Origin of the sequence: Prauserella sp. PE36, from assembly GCF_003311655.1 — a bacterium.
In the GTDB taxonomy this organism is placed as follows: Bacteria; Actinomycetota; Actinomycetes; order Mycobacteriales; family Pseudonocardiaceae; genus Prauserella_A; species Prauserella_A endophytica.
Genome location: NZ_QEQT01000038.1, coordinates 20,977 through 43,941 on the forward strand (window position 1 = coordinate 20,977; position 22,965 = coordinate 43,941).

Here is a 22,965-nt window from a genome sequence, read left to right on the forward strand (position 1 = left end):
GGAAAGGGAAGAAGACACGGCGTGCCGGCGCCGTCGAGACAACTCAGGACTGCCGCGCTACCACCTCCCTCAGGAACGCCAGGCCGTCGAAGGCCAGCGCGTCCTGGCTCGGCGCCAGCGGCCGCCAGATCGAGGCGGCGGTGGCGATGCTCTGGTTGTGCGCGGTGAACGACTCGATGCACAGCGGCCCGTCGTAACCCGCGTCGTCGAGCGCGCCCAGCAGGGTGGGCCAGTCGAAGTGGTCGCGCCCCGGCGTTCCCCGGTCGTTGCCGCACACCTGCACGTGGGCGATGCGCCCTGCGGCACCTCTGATCGCCGCCGGGATGTCGGTCTCCTCGATGTTCTGGTGGTAGAAATCCAGCGCGACACCGCACGAGGGCAGGCCCTCGACGGCTTCGAGGGTCTGCGAGACGGTGTTGAGCAGGCTCGTCTCGTAGCGGTTGAGCGGCTCGACGCCCAGCACCACGCCCACAGCGGCCGCGTGCTCGGCGACGGGCGCGAGGTTGTCACGCAGCTGCGCGAGGCATTCGGCCCGCTCGTGGTCGGTCATCCGCCACGTGCGCCCCACGGAGGCGTAGGCGGGCCCGCACAGGGCGGGCGCACCGACCTCGGCAGCGATGTCCACGCACGCGCGCAGGTAGTCCTGCGTTGCCGCGACCGTCGCGGCGTCGGCGCGCACCAGCTCGCGGCCCGGTGGCATCACGAGCGCCACCGCGGCCCCGAGCCCGAGGTCCGCCAGCAACGTGGCGGCCTCGGCGGGCTTCCAGTCACCGAGGTTCTCGACGGGCAGCTCCAGCACGTCGAACCCGGCCTCCGCGACCTTGGGCGCGAGCACCGACAGCGACTCGTCAGTCAGCGGCGAGGTCCACACCCATGTGTTGACGCCCAGTGCGTGCATCGTCATGGTCACTGCCACCGCTGCGGGAACCCCGGCATCTCCTGGCAACCGCACAGGCCGTAGTGCAGGGGCGGCATGCCGGCGGTGAGGTACCGGTCGAGGTTCGAGTCGTCGATCACCGGCTGCGGCAGGATCCACTCACTGGGCACCTGCTCGCCTCGCAGGATCTTCAGCGCCGCGATCACCGGGGTCCGCCACTGGTAGGTCGGGTACGTCGGCGCGAGCGCCGTGAGGCCCTCGTCCTTCCACTTCTGCAGGAACTGCTGCTGGTCCTCACCCGAGATCGCGGGCGGCTCCATTCCGGCGTCCTCGAAGGCCTCCAGCACTGCGACGGCGGCGGTGCCGTCGTCCATCCAGATCCCGTCGATCTGGCCCTCTCGCTGGAGGTAGTCCGAAACGATGCTCTTGGCGGTCGCGCTGTCGTTCTCGGTGAACTCCGCGCCGACGACCTGGACGCCGCTGTCGGCGAACTCGCGCTCGGCGGCCGCCCAGCGGTGCTCCAGCACGTCAACGCCGGGCAGCACGCGCAGGCCGAGCACCTTGCCGCCCTCACCGACCTGCTCGGACAGGAACTCCGCCGCCGTGGCCCCGAAGGCGTAGCCGCCGATCGGGTGGATGAACGTCACCGGGCAGTCGGTGTTCACGCCGCGGTCGAACACGATCACGGGGATCCCGCTGTCGCACGCCGACTCGACCGCGGGTGTCAGTGTCGCGGTGGTGTTGGGCGAGACGATCAGCGCGTCGCAGTCCTGCGAGGTGAGTGAGGCGATGTCGCTGATCTGCTTGTCGTCCTTGGCCTCCGCGTCGAGCACGCGGAACTGCGCGATCTCGTCGTGCAGGTCCGCCTCGGCCTGCATCGTCTTGTAGCCCACCTGCCGCCACGGGTTGTCCACGGAGGCGTTGGAGAAGCAGATCTCGTAGGGACCGTCCTTTCTGTACTGGGCGGTGTCCACCATCTCCGGTTCGAGCGCCTGCTCCCACGGCCTGTCGGCGGGCCCCTCCGGGGTGGCGTCGCGCAGCGCGAGCTGGCGTTCGTACTCGGCCTGGTCGAAGAACTCCGACTGGCCCGTGCTCTCCCCCGGCGCCTGCGACGGTGCCGCACCGGTGTCGGCGGGCAGGTCGCTGGAACACGCCGAGAGGATCAGCGCACCCGCGGCCAGCACCACCGTGCAAGCCCTTTTCATGTGGACCTCCTTGTCCGGAAAGGAATCCGGCCGACCGAGGCGTAGGCCACGGCGGCGATGATGATCACGCCTTGCACGGCCGATTCGAGGCCGCCCGCGACGCCGAGCAGGTTGAGCAGGGAGAACAGTGCTTCGAGGGTGAGCGCGCCAGCCATGGCCGCGACCACGGAGCCGCGCCCTCCGCCGAGCACCACACCGCCGAGCACCACGGCGGTGATGACGCGGAACTCAAGGCCGTCGCCGACCTGTGCCGAGACCCCGGCGAACCCGCCGAGCAGGATCGCGGCGATCGCGGCGGAGACGCCGGAGAGCACGAAGGCGAGCGTGCGCAGCCGCTCCACCCGGCCACCGCCGAGCCGCACCGAGGTCTCGTTGTCCCCGATCGCGACGAGCATGCGCCCGGTGCCGCCCCGCATGAACAGCACCGCCGCCACCACGAGTGCGGCGAGCAGCAGCACCGACCACGGGACGGCTCCGAGCAGGGGCACCTCGAACCCTTCGCGGCCCACCACGCGGAAGGCCTCCGACAGCGCGCCGCGCGGCGAGCCGCCGGTCCACAGGAACACCGCGCCGTCGAGCACGAGCAGCATCCCCAGCGTCACGATGAACGAGGGCACGAGCAGCCGCGTGGTGATCAGCCCGTTGACCAGGCCGACGAGCGCACCGGTGACGAGCAGCAGCGGGATCACCCACACCGTCGCGCCCTCGTCGCCGTCGATCAGCCGCGCCGCGATCACCACCTCGGCGGTGACCAGCGAACCGACCGAAAGGTCGAAGCCACCGCTGACGATCACGAAGTACTGCCCGATCGCGAGGATCATCAGCGGTGCGGCTCGCTTGAGCAGAGCGAGGTAGCCGGCGGGCTCGCTGTAGGCGGGGCCTGCGAACGCGAGCGCGACGAGCAGCACGGCAAGCACCGCGAGCACGGGGCCGGTGCCGTCGGCGAGCCGGACGCGCCGGGACTTCCGGCTCGTGGGCAGTGCCTCTGTCATCGCAGCACACCCCGCCTCCGCGCGTAGAGGGCCACCGCGATGATCAGCACGGCGCCGCGGACGACGTCCTTGAAGAACGGCGTGACGCCGAGGTCGTCGAAGATCGTGTCGAGCGTGGCCAGGATCAGAACGCCGCCGATCGTGCCCGCGACACCGCCGCGGCCGCCCGCGAGCAGCGTGCCACCCAGCACCACGGCGGCGATCGACTCGAGGTCGTAGCCCGCGTCCACGCCCACCCACGGCGCCCCGGAGCCGAGCCTGCTGGCGAGGAAGAGCCCCGCCAGGCCCGCCGCGACGGCGCACAGCACATGGACCTTGATGATCGTCCGGTCGGTGCGGATGCCGGAGAACCGCGCGACCTCCTCGTCCCCGCCCACGGCGTAGACGTGGTATCCGCCCTTGGTACGCATGAGATACCACCACGCGAGGGCGGCGAGCGCGACCATCAGCAGTGCCGACACCGGGATCGGCCCGATCCTCGCGTAACCGAGGTGCTGGAAGGCGCGAGGCACCTCGCCCGCCGGACCGGAGTAAGCGCTTTCCAGGTAACCGCGGATGACGAGCGCGGTGCCAAGCGTGGCGATGAACGCGTTCACCTTGAGCTTGGTGATCACCAGCCCGTTGACGAGCCCCACCCCGGCGGCGCACGCGAGGGTCAGCAGCACGGCGGGCACGATCATTCCCGGATCGCCCGCCATCGTTTCGGCGCCGATCAGCGAACAAAGGCCGATCAGGTACGCCACCGACAGATCCAGCTTGCCGGTGAGGATCACCATCGTCTGTCCGATCGCGACCAGCCCCAATGCGGTGCTGCGCGTGAGGATGTTGAGGATCCCGCCCTGGTCGAGCAGGACCCCGCCCCGCACCCCGACGAGGATGCTGCCCGCGATGAGCAGCAGCACCAGAGCGAGGTAGACGACGACGGTGGGTTGCAGGACGCGCGAAAGGCGTTGCGCCGGACGCGTGGCCACGGCGGGAGCGGCCGCCATCATGCGGCCTCCAGTGCCCTGCGGGACACCCGCACCCGGTCGGCCCGCACGAGCGCGCCCCGCCAATCCTGGCTCATGCGGCCTCCACCGTTGCGTGCCCGGTGGCCAGGGTCATCACGGCCTCCTCGCTCGGGCCCGCGGGCAGCTCACCGGCGAGGCGACCCTCGTGCATCACGAGCACGCGGTCGCTCATGCCGATCAGCTCGGGCAGCTCCGAGGAGATCATCAGGATCGCCACGCCGCCGCGCGCGAGACCGCGCAGCAGGTCGTACACGGCCTTCTTGGCGCCGACGTCGATGCCGCGCGTGGGCTCGTCGACCACGAGCACGTGCGGTTCGACGGCGAGCCACTTGGCGAGCACCACCTTCTGCTGGTTGCCGCCGGAGAGGTAGCGCACCTCCTGGTCGGGGCCCCGCGCCACGAGCGTCACCGAGCGCAGCAGCGCGGCGAGGTCGAGCGCGCCGAGCCCCCGGGCCCTGCCGAACGCCGCCCTGCGCACCAGCAGTGCGTTGTCCCGCACCGACTGCCGCAGCGCCAGGCCATCGCCCTTGCGGTCCTCGGTGACGAACGCGATGCCGTGCCGGATCGCCGCGCGGGGCGATCCGATGGTCACCGGCCTGCCATCCAGCTCCAGCGTGCCCGTGGTGAACGGGTCCACACCGCAGATCGCGCGCGCCACCGCGGAACGCCCGGCGCCCTGCAGCCCGGCGAGCCCGACGATCTCGCCTGCTCGCAACTCCAGGTCGATGCCGGCGAGGCGCGCGTTGCCGCCGCCGCGCACGGCGAGCCGGACAGCGCCGGTCTCCGGCTCGGCGGCCCGGTCGGGAAAGAGCGCGTCGAGCGGACGGCCCACCATGTGCCGCACCAACTGGTCGGGCGTGAGCTCCGCCGTGGCCTTCGAGGTGACCAGCTCGCCGTCCTTGAGCACCGTGATGCGCTGGCTGAGGTCGAACACCTCGCGCAGCCGGTGCGAGACGTAGAGGATCGCGATTCCCCTCTCCCGCAGGCGTTTCACGAGACCGTAGAGCAGCTCGACCTCGTGGTCGGCGAGCGCGGCGGTGGGCTCGTCCATCGCGAGCACGCGAGCGTCCGTCGACAGCGCCTTGACGATCTCCACCACCTGGCGCTGCGCCACCGCGAGCCTCCGGACGGGTGTGCGGGGCGAGATGCCGCGCTCCCCCAGCCCGTCCAGGAGCTCGGCGGTGTCGGCCTCCATGCGCCTGCGGTCGACCTGACCACGCCGAACGGGTTCGCGGCCGAGGTAGACGTTCTCCGCGACCGTGCGGTCGCCGAGCAGGTTGAACTCCTGGTGGACGATCGAGATCCCCGCCGCCTGCGCCTCCCGCGGTGACCCGAAGGCGACCTCGGACCCGCCCAACTCGACCGAACCGGCATCGGGCCGGTGCACTCCGGCGAGGATCTTCATCAGGGTCGACTTGCCCGCGCCGTTCTCGCCGACGAGCGCGTGCACCTCGCCGGGGCGCAGGTCGAGGTCGACATCGCGCAACACCGCGTTGCCGAGGAACTGCTTGCCGATGCCGCGCATGCGCACCAAGGGCGCCTCATCGGTGAGGCCGGTCACAACCATGCGCCCACCGTAGCGGAACTTTTGCCCGAATCAAGCAGAAGTTTGGACTAGTACGGCAAAATGACGTTCACACTGGGCTGAACGGTGCCGTGGCCGAATCGGGCGAAGCACCCGTTCGGAACTACCCAGAAGGCCCCGCTCACGGCTAGGAATTGAAGGGGAACACCGCGGGGAACGGGGGCTCACATGCACGGCAGGCGGCGGCTGGCCATCCTGCTCGCGTCGGTACTCGCGCTGGTGCTCGCCGGCTCGGGCGCGGCGACGGCGAAACAGCAGATCAAGCGCTACGTCGCACTCGGCGACTCCTACACCTCGGGGCCGCTGATCCCGCTGCAGCGGCTCGATCCGATCGGATGCGCGCGCTCGACCAACAACTACCCGTCGATGGTCGCCAGGCAGCTCGGCGTCAAGCGGTTCACCGACGTGAGCTGCGGCGGCGCGGACACGACGCACATGACGCAGCCACAGGAGGTCACACTCGGGGTCAACGCACCACAGTTCGACGCGCTGCGGCCCGAGACCGACCTCGTGACGCTGGGCATCGGCGGCAACGACCACGGCGTGTTCGGCAACGTCGTGGGCGTCTGCCCGACCCTGCGCGCGTCCGATCCGGCCGGTGCGCCGTGCCAGGAGCACTTCACCGTGGACGGCGTCGACACGCTGAAGGTCGCGATCGCGGACACGGGCGAGCGGGTGTCCGAGGTGCTGGCCGGCATCCACGAGCGCTCGCCGCGGGCGACGGTCCTGGTGATCGGCTACCCACGCATCGCGCCGCCGAGCGGGACCTGCCCGGACGTGCTGCCGTTCGCCGACGGCGACTACGTGTGGCTGAACGACATCGAGGAGACCCTCAACGCAGCACTCGCGAAGGCGGTCGCCGAGGACGGCCGCTCGACCTTTGTCGACATGTACCCGGCCTCGCTCGGGCACGACGCGTGCGCCGGAGCCGACGCGTGGATACAGGGCAAGGACACCGACGTGCTCGCCGCCGCCTCGTACCACCCACGCCGCTCGGGCATGGCGGGTGTAGCCAAGGAGATCATCGGCGCCCTCCAGCACTCCGCCTGAACTGCCCCCAAGGCCACCTTTGTTGCGTTGAGCGCAACAAAGGTGGCCTTGGGGAGCGTCACACGGGGCGGCGGTGGCCGCGGAGGACCGTGTCGTGCATGGTGCCACCGTGGCCTGCTGGGGCCGGGCGGGTTCTCGATTCGGCGACGGCGACGGTCCAGACGTCCGGGTCGAGCACGGCCGCGACCTCATCGGCGGTGAAGTGCGTCGAGGCGATGCTCGGATCGCCGTGGTGGTGCCCGACCACGAGCAGCGTGCCGCCGGGAGCCACCAGGCCCGCCAGCGTGCGGACCAGCTCGTCCTGTGACCCGGCCGCGTGCACGTAATGCGTCGTGACGAGGTCGAACCGCTCCGGAGGAGCCCACTCCGTCAGATCGGCGCGCACCCACTCGATCCGCCCCGCGACCTCCTCAGCCGCGTCGGCGGCGTGCCGGCGCGCGCGGTCCAGCGCGGCCTCGGCGATGTCCACCGCCGTGACCCGCCAGCCGCGCGCGGCCAACCAGATCGCGTCGGCTCCCGCGCCACAGCCCGCGTCCAGCGCCGTGCCAGGCGGCAGCTCGGCGACCTCGGCCACCAGCTGCGGGTTGGGCCGACCGCCGCCGTGCCCACCGTGGCCGTGGTAGCGCTCCTCCCAGAACGCCCTGTCGAACTCCTCGCCTGTGCCGGTCATCCCGAAACCACCTCCGAGACGACCATGCACCCGAACTGAGCCGAAACGCAAACCACTTTGCCGAATCGGCAAATCAGGACGGCAGGGCCTCCAGGCGAGCCGTGATGCGCTCGATGTCGGCGGCCGCGGTGTCGCGGCGCACGCGGATCTTGTCCACGACCTCGGCGGGAGCCTTGTCGAGGAACGCCTGGTTGCCGAGCTTGCCCTCGGTCTGCTTGAGCTCCTTCTCCGCCACGGCGAGGTCCTTCTGCAGGCGCTTGCGCTCGGCGGCGACGTCGATCGTGCCCGAGGTGTCCACCTCGACAGTCGCCGCGCCGCTCGCGAGTGAGACCTCCAACGACGCCGTCGCCGCGAAGTCGTCCCCCGGGGCACCGAGGCGGGCCAGCGAGCGGATCGCCTCCTCGTGCCCGGCCAGCGCGGCGAAACCGGGGCCCGAGAGCCGGGTGGTGACGCGCTGCCCCGGCTTGAGGCCCTGGTCGGAGCGGAACCGGCGGATCTCGGTCACGAGCTTCTGCACGTCGGTGATGCGTGCGTCGGCCGTGGCGTCGGCGACGGGCAGCGCGTCCGCGCTCGGCCACTGCGCGACGACGAGCGACTCTCCCTCGCCGCCGGTGAGCGTGGTCCACAGGCGTTCCGTGATGAACGGGATGAACGGGTGCAGCAGCCGCAGCACGGTGTCCAGCGCGTGCCCGAGCACCGCACGCGTGCCCTCGGCCTTGTCGCCGGAGAACTGGACCTTCGCCAGCTCCAGGTACCAGTCGCACAGCTCGTCCCACGTGAAGTGGTAGAGCGCGTTGGTGGCCTTGGCGAACTGGAAGTCCTCCAGCAGCTCGTCCACTTCGGACACCACGGCGGCGAGCCTGCCGAGGATCCAGCGGTCGGCCTCGGTGAGGTCCTCGGCGGCGGGCAGCGGGGTGGCCACGGTGGCGCCGTTCATGATCGCGAACCGCGTTGCGTTCCACAGCTTCGTGCAGAAGTTGCGCGAACCGGCGGCCCACTCCTCCGCCAGTGCCATGTCGGCGCCCGGGTTGGCGCCCCTGGCGAGCGTGAAGCGCGTGGCGTCGGCACCGAAGCGGTCCATCCAGTCGAGCGGGTCGATCACGTTGCCGCGCGACTTCGACATCTTCTTGCCGTTCGCGTCGCGGATGAGCCCGTGCAGGTAGATGTGGTCAAAGGGCTGGACCTCGTCCATCGCGTACAGGCCGAACATCATCATCCTGGCGACCCAGAAGAAGAGGATGTCGTAGCCGGTCGACAGGACGCTGGTCGGATAGAACTTCGCCAGGTCGGCGGACTGCTCCGGCCAGCCCATCGTCGAGAACGGCCACAGGCCGGACGAGAACCACGTGTCCAGCACGTCGGGGTCCTGGTGCCAGCCCTCGCCCGACGGCGGCTGCTCGTCGGGGCCGACGCACACGGTCTCGCCGTCGGGGCCGTACCAGACCGGAATCCGGTGCCCCCACCACAGCTGGCGCGAGATCGTCCAGTCGTGCATGTTGTCGACCCAGTCGAAGTAGCGCTTGGCCAGCTCCGGGGGGTGGACCTTGGTGCGGCCATCGCGCACGGCGTCGCCCGCGGCGCGGGCCAGCGGCTCGACCTTGACCCACCACTGCAGCGACAGCCTCGGCTCCACCACCGTGTCGCAGCGGGAGCAGTGCCCGACGGCGTGCACGTACGGCCGCTTCTCCGCGACGATCCGGCCCTGCTCACGCAGCGCGGCGACCACGGCGGGGCGCGCCTCGAACCGGTCCATGCCCTCGAACGGGCCGTGCGCGGTGATCACCGCGCGTTCATCCATGATGGACAGCATCGGCAGGTCGTGGCGCCTGCCGATCTCGAAGTCGTTGGGGTCGTGCGCCGGCGTCACCTTCACGGCGCCGGTGCCGAACTCGGGGTCGACGTGCTTGTCGGCCACGATCGGGATCCGGCGGCCGGTGAGCGGCAGCTCCACCTCGGTGCCCACCAGGTGCGCGTAGCGCTCGTCGTCGGGGTGCACCGCGACGGCCGTGTCGCCGAGCATCGTCTCCGCACGCGTGGTGGCCACCACGATCGCGGCGTCTGCGTCGCCGTAGCGGATCGAGACGAGCTCGCCGTCGTCGTCGGAGTGGTCGACCTCGATGTCCGACAGCGCCGTGTGGCAACGCGGGCACCAGTTGATGATGCGCTCGGCGCGGTAGATCAGGCCGTCGTCGTAGAGCTTCTTGAACATCGTCTGGACGGCGCGTGAGAGCGTCTCGTCCATCGTGAACCGCTCGCGCGACCAGTCGACACCGTCGCCGAGCCTGCGCATCTGGTCGAGGATCTTGCCACCGTACTCGGCCTTCCACTCCCAGACGCGCTCGACGAAACGCTCCCGGCCGAGGTCGTGCCGGGAGACGCCCTCATTGGCGAGCTGCCGCTCGACGACGTTCTGGGTGGCGATGCCCGCGTGGTCCATGCCGGGCAGCCACAGCACCTCGTAGCCCTGCATCCGGCGACGGCGCGTGAGCGCGTCCATCACGGTGTGGTTCAGCGCGTGGCCCATGTGCAGGCTGCCGGTGACGTTCGGCGGGGGTAGCACGATCGTGAACGGCGGCTTGTCCGACGACGCGTCGGCGGTGAAGTAGCCCGCGTCTACCCAGCGCTGGTACAGGGCGGCCTCTTCGTCGGCCGGGTTCCAGGCGTTGGGCAGGTCGGTCTGCTGCTGGGGCGTCTTCTCCGTCACAACCAGTCAGTCTACGAACCGCCGTTTTCCGCTCGTCACCGACGCCCGGGCCCGCCCATAATGGCCGCGTGGCCGAGGTCACCCCGGACGTCCCGGACCGGCCGTCGCTCGACGGTCTCGACGTGCGGTGGGCCGCTGGGCGCCTACCGCTTCACCCCGCCCGGCACGCGGGCCGGGGTCTTCTCGATCGGCACCCCGCCACCCACGGTGAGCGGCTCACTGCACATCGGCCACGCCTTCTCCTGCACCCACACCGACATCGTGGCCCGCTTCCAGCGCATGCGCGGCGGGCACGTCTGCTACCCGATGGGCGAGGTCGCACTCGGGGTGTGATCAAGCAGACAGCCTCGGGCGACGGCGCCGAGGGCCCCGTCGGCTGAGAATGGCGGACGTGGCACGACACGCACCGGAGCACGACGTCGACGAGAACCAGCTGGAAGTCGGCAAACCCAAGGAGTGGGCAGCGGGCCTGCCCGGTGTGGCGGCGTCGCTGCGCCGGGGCTTCGAGCAGATGGGCGCCGGACGGACCGTCCGCACGCTCCGCCTGCTGAACCAGCGCGAGGGCTACGACTGCCCCGGCTGCGCGTGGCCGGAGCCGAGGGAGTCCGACGGCGAGCACCGCAAGTTCGCCGAGTTCTGCGAGAACGGCGCCAAGGCCGTCGCCGAGGAGGCGACCAAGCGCAGGGTGGGTCCTGAGTTCTTCGCGACCCATTCGATCGCCGACCTCGCGGACAAGAGCGACTACTGGCTCGGCCAGCAGGGCCGCCTGACGCAGCCGATGGTGCTGCGCGAGGGCGCCACGCACTACGAGCCGATCTCGTGGGACGACGCGTTCGCGCTGACAGCCGAGAAGCTGCGAGGCCTGGCCGATCCGAACGAGGCGATCTTCTACACCTCCGGGCGCACGAGCAACGAGGCCGCGTTCCTCTACCAGCTGCTGGTGCGTTCGTTCGGTACCAACAACCTGCCCGACTGCAGCAACATGTGCCACGAGTCGTCGGGCGCGGCGCTGTCGGCGTCGACGGGCATCGGCAAGGGCACGGTGTCGCTGGCCGACATCCATGAGGCCGACCTGATCGTCGTGATCGGACAGAACCCCGGCACCAACCACCCGAGGATGCTCTCGGCGCTGGAGCGGGCGAAGGCCAAGGGCGCCAAGGTGATCGCGGTGAACCCGTTGCCGGAAGCCGGGCTGCTGCGGTTCAAGAATCCGCAGAACGTGCGCGGCGTCGTCGGCAAGGGCAGCCCGCTGGCCGACGAGTTCTGCCAGATCCGCCTGGGCGGCGACCTCGCGCTGTTCCAGGCGATCGGAAACCTGTTGCTGCGGTGGGAGGACGCGGCGCCCGGCACGGTACTCGACACCGGCTTCATCGAGAAGTCCACCCACGACTTCGCCGACTACGCCAAGCAGGTGCGCGCCCTCGACTGGGCCGAGGTCGACCGCGCGACCGGGCTCGCGCGCGAGCAGATCGCGAAGGTCGCCGGCATGATCGCCGAGTCGGAGCGCACGGTCTACTGCTGGGCGATGGGCCTGACGCAGCACAAGCACGCCGTGCCCACCATCCAGGAGGTCGCGAACCTCGCACTGCTGCGCGGCATGGTCGGCAAGCCGGGCGCGGGCCTGTGCCCCGTGCGCGGGCACTCGAACGTCCAGGGCGACCGCACGATGGGCATCTGGGAGAAGATGCCCGAACCGTTCCTCGCGGCGCTGGAGACGGAGTTCGGCATCCCCGTGCCCCGGCAGCACGGCTTCGACGTCGTGGACTCCATCCGCGCGATGCGCGACGGACAGGGCAAGGTGTTCTTCGCCGTGGGTGGCAACTTCGCCTCGGCGACCCCGGACACCGAGCTGACCGAGCGGGCGCTGCGCTCGTGCGAGCTGACCGTGCACGTGTCGACCAAGCTCAACCGATCGCACGTGGTGCACGGCCGCACGGCGCTCATCCTGCCGACCCTGGGCCGCACCGAGCGGGACGTGCAGGCGGGCGGCGAGCAGTTCGTGACGGTGGAGGACTCGATGTCGGCGGTGCACGCCTCGCGGGGTCGGCTGGCGCCCGCGAGCGAGCACCTGCTCTCCGAGGTCGCGATCCTGTGCCGGCTCGCACGGGCGCTGTTCGGCGAGGAGCACCCGGTGCCGTGGCGCGAGTTCGAGCGCGACTACGACGCGATCCGCGACCGCATCGCGCGCGTGGTGCCCGGCTGCGAGGACTACAACGCGCGGGTGCGTGAGCCGGACGGGTTCGTGCTGCCCAACCCGCCGCGAGACTCCCGCGAGTTCACCGGAACCCTGACGGGCAAGGCGATGTTCGGGGTGAACGAGCTGGAGTACCCCACCGTGGGCGAGGGCAGGCTGCTGCTGCAGACGCTGCGCAGCCACGACCAGTACAACACCACGATTTACGGCCTCTCCGACCGCTACCGCGGCGTGGAGGACGGGCGGCGTGTGGTGTTCGTGAACCCGGCCGACCTCACCGACCTCGGGATCGCGGACGGCGAGCTGGTGGACCTGGTGTCCGAGTGGTCGGACGGCGACCGCAGGGCCGAGCGGTTCCGCGTCGTGGGCTACCCGACCGCACGGGGCTGCGCCGCGGCGTACTTCCCCGAGGCGAACGCGCTGGTGCCACTGGACTCCGTGGCGAGGACGTCCAACACCCCGGCGTCGAAGGCGATCGTGGTCCGGCTCGAACGCGCCTGACCGCCGCCTGACCCCACGCAGTGAAGGTGGCCTTCACTGCGGTTGGCCGGGCTACGTGTTGGGGGTGGTGAGGATCGTCGGGACGAACAGGGCGACCATCACCGCCGCCGTCATCTCCTCGACGGCCTTGCGCATGGCCTCGCCGGCCCAGTTGCCCTCGGCGATCTCCTTGGCCCTGCGCTCGACCAGACCGGGATCGTCGCTCTCTACGACGCGAGTGACCACGCCCATGCCGGTGAGCAGCGCGATCAGCGCGCCGGTGCGCTCACCCGGGTCCTCCCCGTGAACGAGCACACGGTCGAGCTCGGCCCGCGTCCGCTCCTCGTCCCGGGAGTCCTCGGCGGGCCAGCGCGTGACGGGAAAGAGCTTGAGGATCCTGCCTTCCTCGCGGCGAAGGATGCCCCGCTCGGCGAGCCCTGCGAGCAGACGCTCGGACAGTCCCTTGCCCGTCAGCGGGCCGATCGCGTCCTTCGGCTTCCGGCCCTCCATTGTGGACAGCGTCGCGAGCGCGCCGTCGAGCACGCCATGCCCGGCCGGTGAGTCGTCCCTGACCGCGAGCCTGCCCGCCTTGCCATCGTCGGACTCGGGGGTGACGTCGACCCGGCCCAGCATCGCCAGCTCGATCAGCAGCGCCCCGGCCAGTGAGTACTCCAGGTTGTGCACCCCGGAGACCGGCTTGCCCTCGGTGTCGTCGAACACCAGCAGGAGCAGGTCCTCAGCGATCAGCATTCCCCGAGCCTAGAGGCCGTGGACGACGTTCGCAGGAGAACCGCTACTTCGCGAAGATCTGCGACTCGTCGGCGAAAGCCTTGAACTCCAGCGCGTTACCCGCCGGGTCGAGCAGGAACATCGTCCACTGCTCCCCCGGCTCGCCCGCGAAGCGCTGGTACGGCTCGATGACGAACTCGGTGCCCGCCGCCCGCAGCCGCTCGGCCAGCTCGTGGAAGCCGTCGACCGGCAGGATCAGCCCGAAGTGGGGAACGGGAACCGCGTGGCCGTCGACCGGGTTGTGCCCCGCGGTCGGCTTGTGCCCCGGCACCACGTGGGTCACCACCTGGTGGCCGTGGACGTTCCAGTCCACCCACGCCGTGTCGGAGCGGCCCTCGGGAAACCCGAGCACGCCACCGTAGAAGTCGCGGGCCTTACCCAGGTCGTCGACGGGAATGGCGAGGTGGAAGGCGGGGCGGTTCGAGCTCATGCCGCCTAGCCTACTGCCGTCCAGTACAGCGCCTTGGCGACCTGCGAGTACAACCCCTTCGGGTGACCGCGGAACAGCGGCTCCGTGCCGAAGAGCACCGTGCGCGCACCCGCACCGGCGACCCCGGACACCACCGACGCCTCACCCGCCGCCTGGGCCGGACCGCGGTCGGCGGACCCGGGCAGCCAGTGCCCCGCCACGAGCGGGCCGTCCTCGGCGTACCGCTGCTCGGCGACCACGCCGGAACCCAGGTCCGTGAACCACAACGGCGAGTACACGAACGAATGGGCAGGCGAGCCCGCGCCGGTGACGCCCTCGCCGCCCGACACGGCGACCACACCGTTGGCATCGGAGCGGCCCCTGACCGCGGTGACGGGAAGCAACCCGGCCTCGGCGTTGAACGTCGCACCCGTCGAGCCCCTGGTCACCACACCGCCGTCGGTGAGGAACGCGGCGAGCCGCTGCCTCGCCTCGCCGGTCAGCTGCGAGTAGGAGAGCCCCGCCGACACGAACAGCGTGTCCACCTCGGCGAGGTCGAAGCCGTCGTTGAGCGCCCGCGTCGAGAGGGGCCGCACGTCGAAGCCCAGCTCCCGCAGCACGAACAGCTCATCGGCCGACACGGCCGCGGCGATCACCGGTTTGCGCAGCACCGGCCCGCGCTCGCCCGAGGGCGCACGGGTGAACCGCACGCCGAAGCGCTCGGCCGCCGTCTCGGCCTGCCGCCGCGCGGACGCGGGCACCACGACGGTGCCGTCGTCCTGCCGGTGCGCCGTGACTCCCTGTCCGGCGAGGAAGTTCACCGCCTGCACGTCCTTGCCGTCGGCGACGGCGAGCGCGAGGTCCTTGCCGCGCGGGACGTCGATACCACCCGTCGGCGACGCCACCGACACCGGCGTGGTCCGCACCTTCGGCGCCTGCTCGCGCGAGACGTCCACCGTGGCGCCCCAGAGCAGCCCGAGGCTCCAGCCGGAGATGTCGTACATCCTTGGCACGTCGGCGGAGATGTCCTTGCCCTCGGCGAGGATCACGTTGGCGAGCCCGCGCTTGGGCTGGTGCATGTCGACCACGTAGGAGCCGGCCGGATAGGTCCGGCCCGCGAGCCGGAACGGGTGCAGGGCGCGGGTCACGCGCACGTCGTTGGCGATCAGATGGTCCACGAGCCGCGCGGCGGCGGGCGCCGAGCGCTGCGCGTCGCCGGCGGGGATGACGTAGGCGCGGGGGAACTCGGCCGAGTAGCGGTCCTCCTCGCCGAATCCGGGCACATAGCCGTCCGGGATCTCCCGCTGCGGCTCACCGGCCCAGCCGCGGCGGAACATCTCGATCTGGTCGGCGATCAGCTCGCGCCGGTTGTCCTCGGCGTAGGCGATGCCCGCGGTGATCGTGGTGGCGGCGACGTCGGTGTTGATGCCCGAGCGGCGGCGCAGCTCCTCGACCGGCAGCTGATCGTACTCGCCACGGTTGACCCGCAGCGGCACCTCGACCGTGTGCCCGATGGCGCCGTGGTAGATCGCGTACATGGGGGTGAAGATCGGCGGCCAGTCGTCCCACTCGCCAGGCGGGTAGTCGCGGAAGGGGATGTCGGCGCGGGCGGTCTCGGGGTGCCCGAGCCCGGCGATGGCCTTCTCCATGCCGAGTGCGTTCTCGTAGGCGTGCTTGAGGTACAGGTCGTACTCGTAGTTCTGGCCGTGCGGCGGGGTTCCCGGCTCGATCAGCGTGGTGCCGGTGTAGCCGTGTTCGTCGAGCATCACCAGCGGCTGCGTGCCGATCACCACGTCGCGCACCGCCCTCGACTCCGGCTGGGTCGACGTGATGTGGTCGCGGTTGACGTCGAACCCGGCCGCGTTGGCCCTCGTGCCCGCCACGCGGCCGTCGGGGTTGTTGGTGACGGTGAAGTAGATCCGGGTGCTCTGCAGCAACCGCACCCCGGCGGGGTCGGTGGTGGTCGCGAGGTCCTCGATCACGCGCATGGCGCCGTCGGTGCCCTCCCACTCGTCGCCGTGGATGTTCGCGTTGATCCACACCGGCGCCTTGTAGCCCGCGGCGAGCCCGCGGTCGCGCGCCGCCGCGCGGGGATCGTTCTCGATCAGCTCACGCCACTGGTCCTGCTGCCGCGCCTGCGCAGGCGTCTCCGGTGCTGTCACCGTCACCAGGTACAGGTCGCGCCCGAGCGTGCTCTGCCCGATGACCTCGGCTGAAACCCGGTCGCTTCGGTCCTGCAGGTCGTTGAGCCTCGGCGCGATCGCGTGGTAGGGCAGCAGCCCGAGCTTGATGGCCTTGTCGGCCGGTTCCTCGGGGAAGACCCGCAGCTCGGTCTGCCGCGGATAGCCCTGCCGGCCGCCGCCTCGGCGGTTCTCGTCCTCGGCGGCGACCAGCGCGCGTGCTGGCACGGCGGTCGCCGCGGCCGTGCTGCGCTCGGCGCCGTTGCCGGGATCCCGGTGCGCCGAGGGGGTCTGCGCCTGCGCGGGGACGGTCAGCACCGGCAGCACCAGCGCCAGCAGGACCACGAGCACAGCTCGACGAACCGAACGCGGTGCGACCACACCAACCTCCCCAGCCCCAGGCAACGCCCGCTAGTCTTTCCGCTCGCTAACGAGTTGGCAAGACGCGGAACGTAACCGGCTGGTAAAGCGTGGTCTCAACCGCCGAAGAGCTGCACGACCTTCCTGATCAGCTCGTAGAGGCCGTAGGCGAAGGGCAGGCCGACCCACAACCACACGAGGACCAGCAACGGCGTCCGTCGCGCGGGCCGGGACTCGGGTGTCTCGCTCACCGGGCCTCCTTCTCCGAGCCGACCGCCTGCTCGGCGGAGGGCTCGTGGAACTTCGGGTGGACGGGCCGCACCAGCTCGTTGGCGATGAAGCCGACGATCAGCAGGCCCATCATGATGAACAGCGACGTCGAGTAGAGGGCGGGTCCCTGTTTGCCCGCCGCCTCCTGGCTGTCGGCGATCGCGTTGACGATCAGCGGGCCGAGCACGCCCGCCGCCGACCACGCGGTGAGCAGCCTGCCGTGGATAGCGCCGACCTGATAGGTGCCGAACAGGTCCTTGAGGTACGCGGGCACCGTCGCGAACCCGCCGCCGTAGAACGACAGGATCACCATGGCGCACAACACGAACACAAGCTTCGAGGTGTTGGTGGTGAGCGCGATGACGAGGTACAGCAGCGCGCCGACCCCGAGGTAGAGGCGGTAGATGTTCTTCCGCCCGACGATGTCCGATGTGGACGACCAGACGAACCGGCCGAGCATGTTGGTCAGCGACAGCAGCCCCACGAACCCGGCCGCGGAGGCGGCACCGACCGGCGTGGACGTCTCGCGGAAGAACTCCGTGATCATCGGCGAGGCCTTCTCCAGGATGCCGATGCCCGCGGTGACGTTGAAGCACAGGATCACCCACAGCAGCCAGAACTGCGGGGTCCTGATCGCGTTGCGCGCGGAGACGTGTGCCGTGGTGATCATCTTGCTGGCGGTGCCGTCTCCGGGATTCCAGCCCGCCGGCTTCCAGCCCTCGGCGGGCACGCGGACCAGCAGCACGCCCATCGACATGAAGACGAGGTACACAAGGCCGTGCACGAGGAACGCGGTGGCGATGCCGCTCGTGGTCCCGCCGAAGGACTCCAGCATCTGGCTCGACCACGGCGAGGCGATCAGGGCACCGCCTCCGAAGCCCATGATGGCGATGCCGGTGGCCATGCCCGGCCGGTCGGGAAACCATTTGATGAGGGTCGACACCGGTGAGATGTAGCCGATGCCGAGCCCGATCCCGCCGATGACGCCGTAGCCGAGCACCACGAGCCAGTACTGCGAGAGCGCCACACCCAGCGCCGAGACGAGGAAGCCGGAGCAGAAGCACGTCATCGACACGAACATCGCCCAGCGCGGCCCGTTGCGCTCCACGAGCGTGCCGCCGAACGCGGCCGAGAGCCCGAGCATCACGATGCCGAGCTGGAACGGAAGGGCACTCTCGGTGCCACTGAGCCCGAGGGCCTCCTCCAGCGGCGGTTTGAACACACTCCAGGCGTAGACCTGCCCGATCGCCAGGTGTACGGAGAGGGCGGCCGGGGGAACCAGCCACCGGCTCCAGTTCGCTGGTGCGATGCTGTGAGAACGGTCCAGGAAACCGAGTGCCACTCCGGCACCTCCGTACACTGAATACTGTCGAAAGTATGCGAAGACTTCGCTAGCCGAGAATGTATTACACGAAGTGGACGCTCGCAGCAAAGGGCTGTCGAACGTCGGTGGGGAGTGAGGTCCTATGGGCAGAGTGACGGTACGCAGACCGGTACGCAAGCTCACCGCCGACGGGCAACGGCGCAGGCCGGACGCGCTGGCCGCGGAAGAGCCTCTCGAGCTGCGGGTCTCCGGCAAACCGCTCGCGGTGACCATGCGCACACCCGGACACGACGTGGAGCTCGCCCACGGCTTCCTGCTCTCCGAGGGCGTCATCGGCTCGCGCGAGGACATCGCCACCGCCCGCTACTGCGACAGCGTCGACGACACCGGCCGCAACACCTACAACGTGCTCGACCTCGCGCTCGCCGAGGGCGTGCCGGAGCCGGACACGGGCGTCGAGCGCAACTTCTACACGACGTCCTCGTGCGGGGTGTGCGGCAAGGCCGCGCTCGACGCCGTCAAGCTGCGCACCCGGTTCGACCCGTCCGGCTCGCCGTTCACGGTCGGCACGACCGTGCTGGCAGGCCTGCCCGACGCCCTGCGCGAACGGCAGCGGGTGTTCGCCGCGACCGGCGGCCTGCACGCGGCCGGGCTGTTCACCTCCGAAGGGCGGCTGCTGGCCGTGCGGGAGGACGTGGGCAGGCACAACGCCGTCGACAAGGTGCTCGGCTGGGCACTGCTCGAAGGGCGCATCCCGCTGTCCGACTGCGGCCTGCTGGTCTCCGGGAGGGCTTCCTTCGAGCTGGTTCAGAAGGCGGCGATGGCGGGTATGCCCATGCTCGCCGCGGTGTCGGCTCCGTCGTCGCTCGCCGTGGAACTCGCCGAGGAGAACGGCATGACCCTCGTCGGTTTCCTGCGCGGCGAGAGCATGAACCTCTACACCGGGGAAAAGAGGATCATGGAAGGCTGAGGACGGCGAGCTGGAGGGAGGACGTGTGCCGGCAGGGCGAGACGGTGCGGCTCGCGGGCCGAGCAGGCGGGCGGTCCTGCTGGCCGGTGTGGCTTCCGGTGTGGGAGCCGCCGCGGCGATCACGACCGGTGTCCTCAGCGAGTCGTCCTCCACCCCCGCTTCGGCGCTGCGCCGCTCGGCGAGCTCGTCGTTCCCCGCCGTCCTCTCCGGTCCCGGTGCCACCGTGGCCGACCGCGTGTACTCGCACGCTCGGGGCCGCCACGTCGACCTCGTGCTCGTGCTGCCGACCCGGAAACCGCCGCCAGGGCTGCCCATGTCGGTGCTGCTGCACGGGCGCAACGGCTCCGCCCGCAACGCGGCTCCGCCGGGCCTCGCCCACCGGCTCGGCAGGGACATCTCCAACGGCAGGGTGCCGCCGTTCGGGTTCGTCGCCGTGGACGGGGGCAACAGCTACTGGCACGAGCACCACCCCGGCGACGACCCGCTGGCCATGCTGCTCGACGAGATACCCGGCTGGCTGCGCGAGCGTGGCCTCGGCGACGCGAAGGGCAAGCCGTTCGCCGTCACCGGCACCTCGATGGGCGGCTTCGGCGCGTTCGTCTACGCCCGGCGGCGCAACGAGCGGCACGACCCGGTCGACGCCATCACGGCGATCTCCCCCGCGTTGATCACGTCGTGGAGGCAGATGCGCAAGCGCAAGGCCTTCGCCGGCGAGGCGGAGTGGGCGTCGCTGGACCCGTTGCGCCACATCGGCGCCACCCGGGGCACCCCGACCGCCGTGTGGTGCGGCGAGCAGGACCCGTTCATCAAGGGCGTGCGGCAGTTCATCCGGCGGGCCAGGCCCGAGCTGGCGCACACCGCGCCGGGCGGACACAACGGGAAGTTCTTCCGGAGCACGGTGCCGAGCCTGGTCCACTTCCTCGGCCTGCACGCGCCGCGCCTGCGGATGGATTAGCTCGCGGCTGAGGCCGCCCTGCGAGCGCCATCGTCAGACACGGCCTAGGGCAAGCGAAGGTAGACCCTCGTGATGGTGCCGCTGTCGGTGCGGTACGTGCGCACCAGGTCGGCGATGTGGTTGACCAGGAGCAGGCCGCGGCCGCCGACCTGGCTCAGCGGCACCGGGCGGCGTCCCGCCAGCGGATCGGCGAGCTGACCCGAGTCCTCGACCTCGCACACGAGGTGGCCGCCTTCGGCCCACAGCCGCAGCTCGCCGCCGCCCCCGCCGTGCTGCACACTGTTGCCGGTCAGCTCACCCACGGCCAGCACGAGGTCCTGTAGCCGCTCCCCCGGCAGCCCGGCGTCGGCGGCGAAGTCGAACGCGAAATGCCGGACCCTGGCCAGCTCACTGACGGTGAAGGTCATCGCGACCGCGGCGGGCGACGGCGACAGCGGGGCGTTGTACGTCGCCACGATGTCGTCGGGCGAGTAGCGCTCGCTGACGGTCTGCCCGGTGTCGTCGATCAGCAGCGGGTGGGTGGCCTCCGCGTCGGCCAGCACCGACGCCGCCAGGCTCGTCGTGTCGTACGGGCACAGGATGGTGGCCTCCCGGCCCGCGAACGCGGCGTTGATCAATGCCTCGTGCTGGGCACAGGCCGGGTACTCGTCCTCGCTGCGGCCGGCCCAGATCGGCTCGCCGATGATGCGCACTGGGCCGGGGTGGGCGTCGGCGAACGCGCGCAGCACGCCAGGGATGATCCGGCCCGGATTGCGCCCCGCGTCGCCCATGTCGATCAGCAGGACCTCGCCCGCGGCATCCCCCAGCGCGTCCTCGATCCGGGCCAGGTTCCGCCCGGGAACCGCCACCGCAACGGGCTCACCCCCAGCGAGGCCGTCGAGCACGAACGGGACGGTGCCGGCCAGATACGTCGACTCGTCGCGATAGAAGAGCGCCGGATGGATGAACGCACCGGCGTCCATGTCGCGTATCGTCGTCACAACCTGCGGTCCTCTTCGTTCGACGCGCTTCCCTGCTGGTTAGCGATAGCCACCGACGACCCGCGCGAAACCAGTTCAGAGGATACGGCCGACAAAGCCGAGGAGCCAGAAACCAACAGCCGTCGCCAGCGCGGTCACCGCCGACCAGCCCACCACCTGCCGGTCGCTGTCGGCGGAGGAGGCCCGCCAGCAGGCGAAAGCCGCCGCCCCGAACGGGGCCAACGGCAACAGCGGCAGCGGCGACAACCGCGTCAAGGTGGCCGCGACGCACACCGCGGCCAGCACCCCGAGCACGATCAGCGTCGCCCGCTGCACGCGGGGGCGCCGCAGGCGCAGCACGGCCACGAGCCGTTCGGCCACGTCCCCGAACTCGCGCACGCCGTGAGACGGCTGCCCGCCGGGACCCGGAAGCGGTGACGAACTCATCGGACGCGGTCAGCCGGGCTTAGGCCGACTTCTCGCCGCGCTCGCTGCGCTGCCTTCGCGACGGCTGCCGCGACACGATGGTGGGGTTCACGTTCTCGCGCACCGTCTGCTCGGTGATCACGACCTTCGCCACGTCGTCGCGGCTCGGGATGTCGTACATCACCGGCTGCAGCACTTCCTCCATGATCGCGCGGAGGCCACGGGCGCCGGTGCCCCTGAGCAGGGCCTGGTCGGCGATGGCCTCGAGCGCGGTCTTGGTGAACTCGAGCTCGACGTTGTCCATCTCGAAGAGCTTCTTGTACTGCTTGATCAGCGCGTTGCGCGGCTCGGTGAGGATCTTCACCAGCGACGGCTTGTCGAGGTTCGTCACGCTCGCGACCACGGGCAGACGCCCGATGAACTCGGGGATCAGCCCGTACTTGATGAGGTCCTCCGGCATGGTGTCGGAGAAGACGTCGCTCTCCTCGATCTCACGCTTGGTGCGGATCTCCGCGCCGAAGCCGAGGCCACGCTTGCCGATGCGGTCGTTGATGATCTTCTCGAGGCCCGCGAACGCACCCGCCACGATGAACAGCACGTTCGTGGTGTCGATCTGGATGAACTCCTGGTGCGGGTGCTTGCGGCCGCCCTGCGGCGGCACCGACGCGGTGGTGCCCTCCAGGATCTTCAGCAGCGCCTGCTGGACGCCCTCGCCGGACACGTCCCTGGTGATCGAGGGGTTCTCCGACTTGCGGGCGATCTTGTCGACCTCGTCGATGTAGATGATGCCGGTCTCGGCGCGCTTCACGTCGTAGTCGGCGGCCTGGATGAGCTTGAGCAGGATGTTCTCGACGTCCTCACCGACGTAGCCGGCCTCGGTGAGTGCCGTGGCGTCGGCGATCGCGAACGGGACGTTCAGCAGCTTCGCCAGCGTCTGCGCGAGGTAGGTCTTGCCGCACCCGGTGGGCCCGAGCATCAGGATGTTGGACTTGGCGAGCTCTACCGGCTCGTCCTTGGAGTCCTTGGGACCCGACTTGCTCTCGGACTGGATGCGCTTGTAGTGGTTGTACACCGCGACCGCGAGCGCGCGCTTGGCGTCGTCCTGGCCGATGATGTACTGCTCGAGGAACTCGTGGATGTCCGCGGGCTTGGGCAGCTCGTCGAGCTTGACGTCGCCGGCCTCGGCCAGCTCCTCCTCGATGATCTCGTTGCACAGGTCGATGCACTCATCGCAGATGTAGACGCCTGGCCCGGCGATGAGCTTCTTCACCTGTTTCTGGCTCTTGCCGCAGAAAGAGCACTTCAGCAGGTCTCCGCCGTCGCCGATGCGTGCCATGACCGCTGACCTCGTCCCCTCCGGTGCCCCAGGTGCACCTGACTCGTCTCGCCGGCCCCTCCCCGAGAGTGGGGCCGAAGCGCTGCCATTGACGGTACCCGCCCCAAGCGCCCGGCGGGAGGACCAACGGTAATTCCGGGCGTGCGGGTCACGATAGCCCCGCGGGTGGCCCGTGAGTACGCGCTGGCCTTCGCCGCTGGGCTCACGGACGCGGGCGTGC

20 protein-coding genes are annotated in these 22,965 nt (G+C 70.5%); 5 read left to right on the forward strand and 15 right to left on the reverse strand.

Annotated features, from left to right (window positions below; translation table 11 throughout):
• Window positions 1–43 precede the first annotated feature (43 nt).
• From DI005_RS06250 to DI005_RS06270, 5 genes are all read right to left on the reverse strand, one after another.
• Window positions 44–898: a sugar phosphate isomerase/epimerase gene (locus DI005_RS06250; protein ID WP_112275801.1), complete on the reverse strand. Its 855-nt coding sequence runs from the start codon at window positions 896–898 to the stop codon at window positions 44–46.
• An 8-nt stretch (window positions 899–906) separates the two neighbouring features.
• The gene (locus DI005_RS06255) at window positions 907–2,082 is read right to left on the reverse strand and encodes a substrate-binding domain-containing protein (protein ID WP_113641500.1); all 1,176 of its coding nucleotides are present in this window, start codon (window positions 2,080–2,082) and stop codon (window positions 907–909) included.
• Entirely contained in the window at window positions 2,079–3,074 is a 996-nt protein-coding gene (locus DI005_RS06260; RefSeq protein WP_113641501.1) for an ABC transporter permease, read from the reverse strand. Before DI005_RS06260 ends, DI005_RS06255 begins: the two co-directional genes overlap by 4 nt.
• Entirely contained in the window at window positions 3,071–4,063 is a 993-nt protein-coding gene (locus DI005_RS06265; RefSeq protein WP_369973560.1) for an ABC transporter permease, read from the reverse strand. Before DI005_RS06265 ends, DI005_RS06260 begins: the two co-directional genes overlap by 4 nt.
• Window positions 4,064–4,136: 73 nt before the next feature.
• Complete coding sequence (locus DI005_RS06270; protein ID WP_113641503.1) at window positions 4,137–5,651, reverse strand: sugar ABC transporter ATP-binding protein; 1,515 nt, start codon at window positions 5,649–5,651, stop codon at window positions 4,137–4,139.
• A 186-nt stretch (window positions 5,652–5,837) separates the two neighbouring features.
• Between DI005_RS06270 and DI005_RS06275 the strand changes: the two genes are divergently transcribed.
• Window positions 5,838–6,719: an SGNH/GDSL hydrolase family protein gene (locus DI005_RS06275; RefSeq protein ID WP_113641504.1), complete on the forward strand. Its 882-nt coding sequence runs from the start codon at window positions 5,838–5,840 to the stop codon at window positions 6,717–6,719.
• Window positions 6,720–6,777: 58 nt separating this feature from the next.
• On the opposite strand, the gene DI005_RS06280 is transcribed toward DI005_RS06275, so the two are convergent.
• Both DI005_RS06280 and DI005_RS06285 read right to left on the reverse strand, forming a co-directional pair.
• A complete protein-coding gene (locus DI005_RS06280; protein WP_113641505.1) occupies window positions 6,778–7,389 on the reverse strand; it encodes a bifunctional 2-polyprenyl-6-hydroxyphenol methylase/3-demethylubiquinol 3-O-methyltransferase UbiG in 612 nt (203 codons plus the stop codon).
• 73 nt (window positions 7,390–7,462) lie between these two features.
• Window positions 7,463–10,093: a valine--tRNA ligase gene (locus DI005_RS06285; RefSeq protein ID WP_113641506.1), complete on the reverse strand. Its 2,631-nt coding sequence runs from the start codon at window positions 10,091–10,093 to the stop codon at window positions 7,463–7,465.
• 60 nt (window positions 10,094–10,153) lie between these two features.
• Between DI005_RS06285 and DI005_RS06290 the strand changes: the two genes are divergently transcribed.
• Window positions 10,154–10,426 (forward strand): class I tRNA ligase family protein, encoded by a 273-nt coding sequence (locus DI005_RS06290; protein ID WP_233520010.1) that lies wholly within the window; start codon window positions 10,154–10,156, stop codon window positions 10,424–10,426.
• 58 nt (window positions 10,427–10,484) lie between these two features.
• Window positions 10,485–12,788: an FdhF/YdeP family oxidoreductase gene (locus tag DI005_RS06295; protein ID WP_113641515.1), complete on the forward strand. Its 2,304-nt coding sequence runs from the start codon at window positions 10,485–10,487 to the stop codon at window positions 12,786–12,788.
• 51 nt (window positions 12,789–12,839) lie between these two features.
• On the opposite strand, the gene DI005_RS06300 is transcribed toward DI005_RS06295, so the two are convergent.
• From DI005_RS06300 to DI005_RS06315, 5 genes are all read right to left on the reverse strand, one after another.
• A complete protein-coding gene (locus DI005_RS06300; RefSeq protein WP_112275554.1) occupies window positions 12,840–13,517 on the reverse strand; it encodes a GPP34 family phosphoprotein in 678 nt (225 codons plus the stop codon).
• A 43-nt stretch (window positions 13,518–13,560) separates the two neighbouring features.
• Window positions 13,561–13,986, reverse strand: coding sequence for a VOC family protein (locus tag DI005_RS06305; protein ID WP_112275552.1), 426 nt, complete (start codon window positions 13,984–13,986; stop codon window positions 13,561–13,563).
• A 5-nt stretch (window positions 13,987–13,991) separates the two neighbouring features.
• Window positions 13,992–16,526, reverse strand: coding sequence for a M14 family zinc carboxypeptidase (locus DI005_RS06310; RefSeq protein ID WP_233520011.1), 2,535 nt, complete (start codon window positions 16,524–16,526; stop codon window positions 13,992–13,994).
• 95 nt (window positions 16,527–16,621) lie between these two features.
• Window positions 16,622–16,756, reverse strand: coding sequence for a hypothetical protein (locus tag DI005_RS39425; protein WP_255565667.1), 135 nt, complete (start codon window positions 16,754–16,756; stop codon window positions 16,622–16,624).
• A complete protein-coding gene (locus tag DI005_RS06315) occupies window positions 16,753–18,117 on the reverse strand; it encodes an OFA family MFS transporter (protein ID WP_113641508.1) in 1,365 nt (454 codons plus the stop codon). The genes DI005_RS39425 and DI005_RS06315 overlap by 4 nt, the downstream gene beginning before the upstream one ends.
• Window positions 18,118–18,241: 124 nt before the next feature.
• On the opposite strand from DI005_RS06315, the gene fdhD reads away from it, so the two are divergent.
• Both fdhD and DI005_RS06325 read left to right on the forward strand, forming a co-directional pair.
• On the forward strand, window positions 18,242–19,069 hold the full coding sequence (gene fdhD, locus DI005_RS06320) for a formate dehydrogenase accessory sulfurtransferase FdhD (protein ID WP_112275547.1): 828 nt from the start codon (window positions 18,242–18,244) through the stop codon (window positions 19,067–19,069).
• Between the two features lie 25 nt (window positions 19,070–19,094).
• Complete coding sequence (locus DI005_RS06325) at window positions 19,095–20,024, forward strand: alpha/beta hydrolase family protein (RefSeq protein ID WP_113641509.1); 930 nt, start codon at window positions 19,095–19,097, stop codon at window positions 20,022–20,024.
• Between the two features lie 44 nt (window positions 20,025–20,068).
• Here the strand turns inward: DI005_RS06325 and DI005_RS06330 are convergent, their stop codons facing one another.
• From DI005_RS06330 to clpX, 3 genes are all read right to left on the reverse strand, one after another.
• Window positions 20,069–21,004, reverse strand: coding sequence for an anti-sigma factor RsbA family regulatory protein (locus tag DI005_RS06330; protein WP_369973559.1), 936 nt, complete (start codon window positions 21,002–21,004; stop codon window positions 20,069–20,071).
• Between the two features lie 75 nt (window positions 21,005–21,079).
• Window positions 21,080–21,382, reverse strand: coding sequence for a hypothetical protein (locus DI005_RS06335; protein ID WP_113641511.1), 303 nt, complete (start codon window positions 21,380–21,382; stop codon window positions 21,080–21,082).
• A 67-nt stretch (window positions 21,383–21,449) separates the two neighbouring features.
• Window positions 21,450–22,745: an ATP-dependent Clp protease ATP-binding subunit ClpX gene (gene clpX / locus DI005_RS06340; protein WP_112275540.1), complete on the reverse strand. Its 1,296-nt coding sequence runs from the start codon at window positions 22,743–22,745 to the stop codon at window positions 21,450–21,452.
• Between the last annotated feature and the right edge of the window lie 220 nt (window positions 22,746–22,965).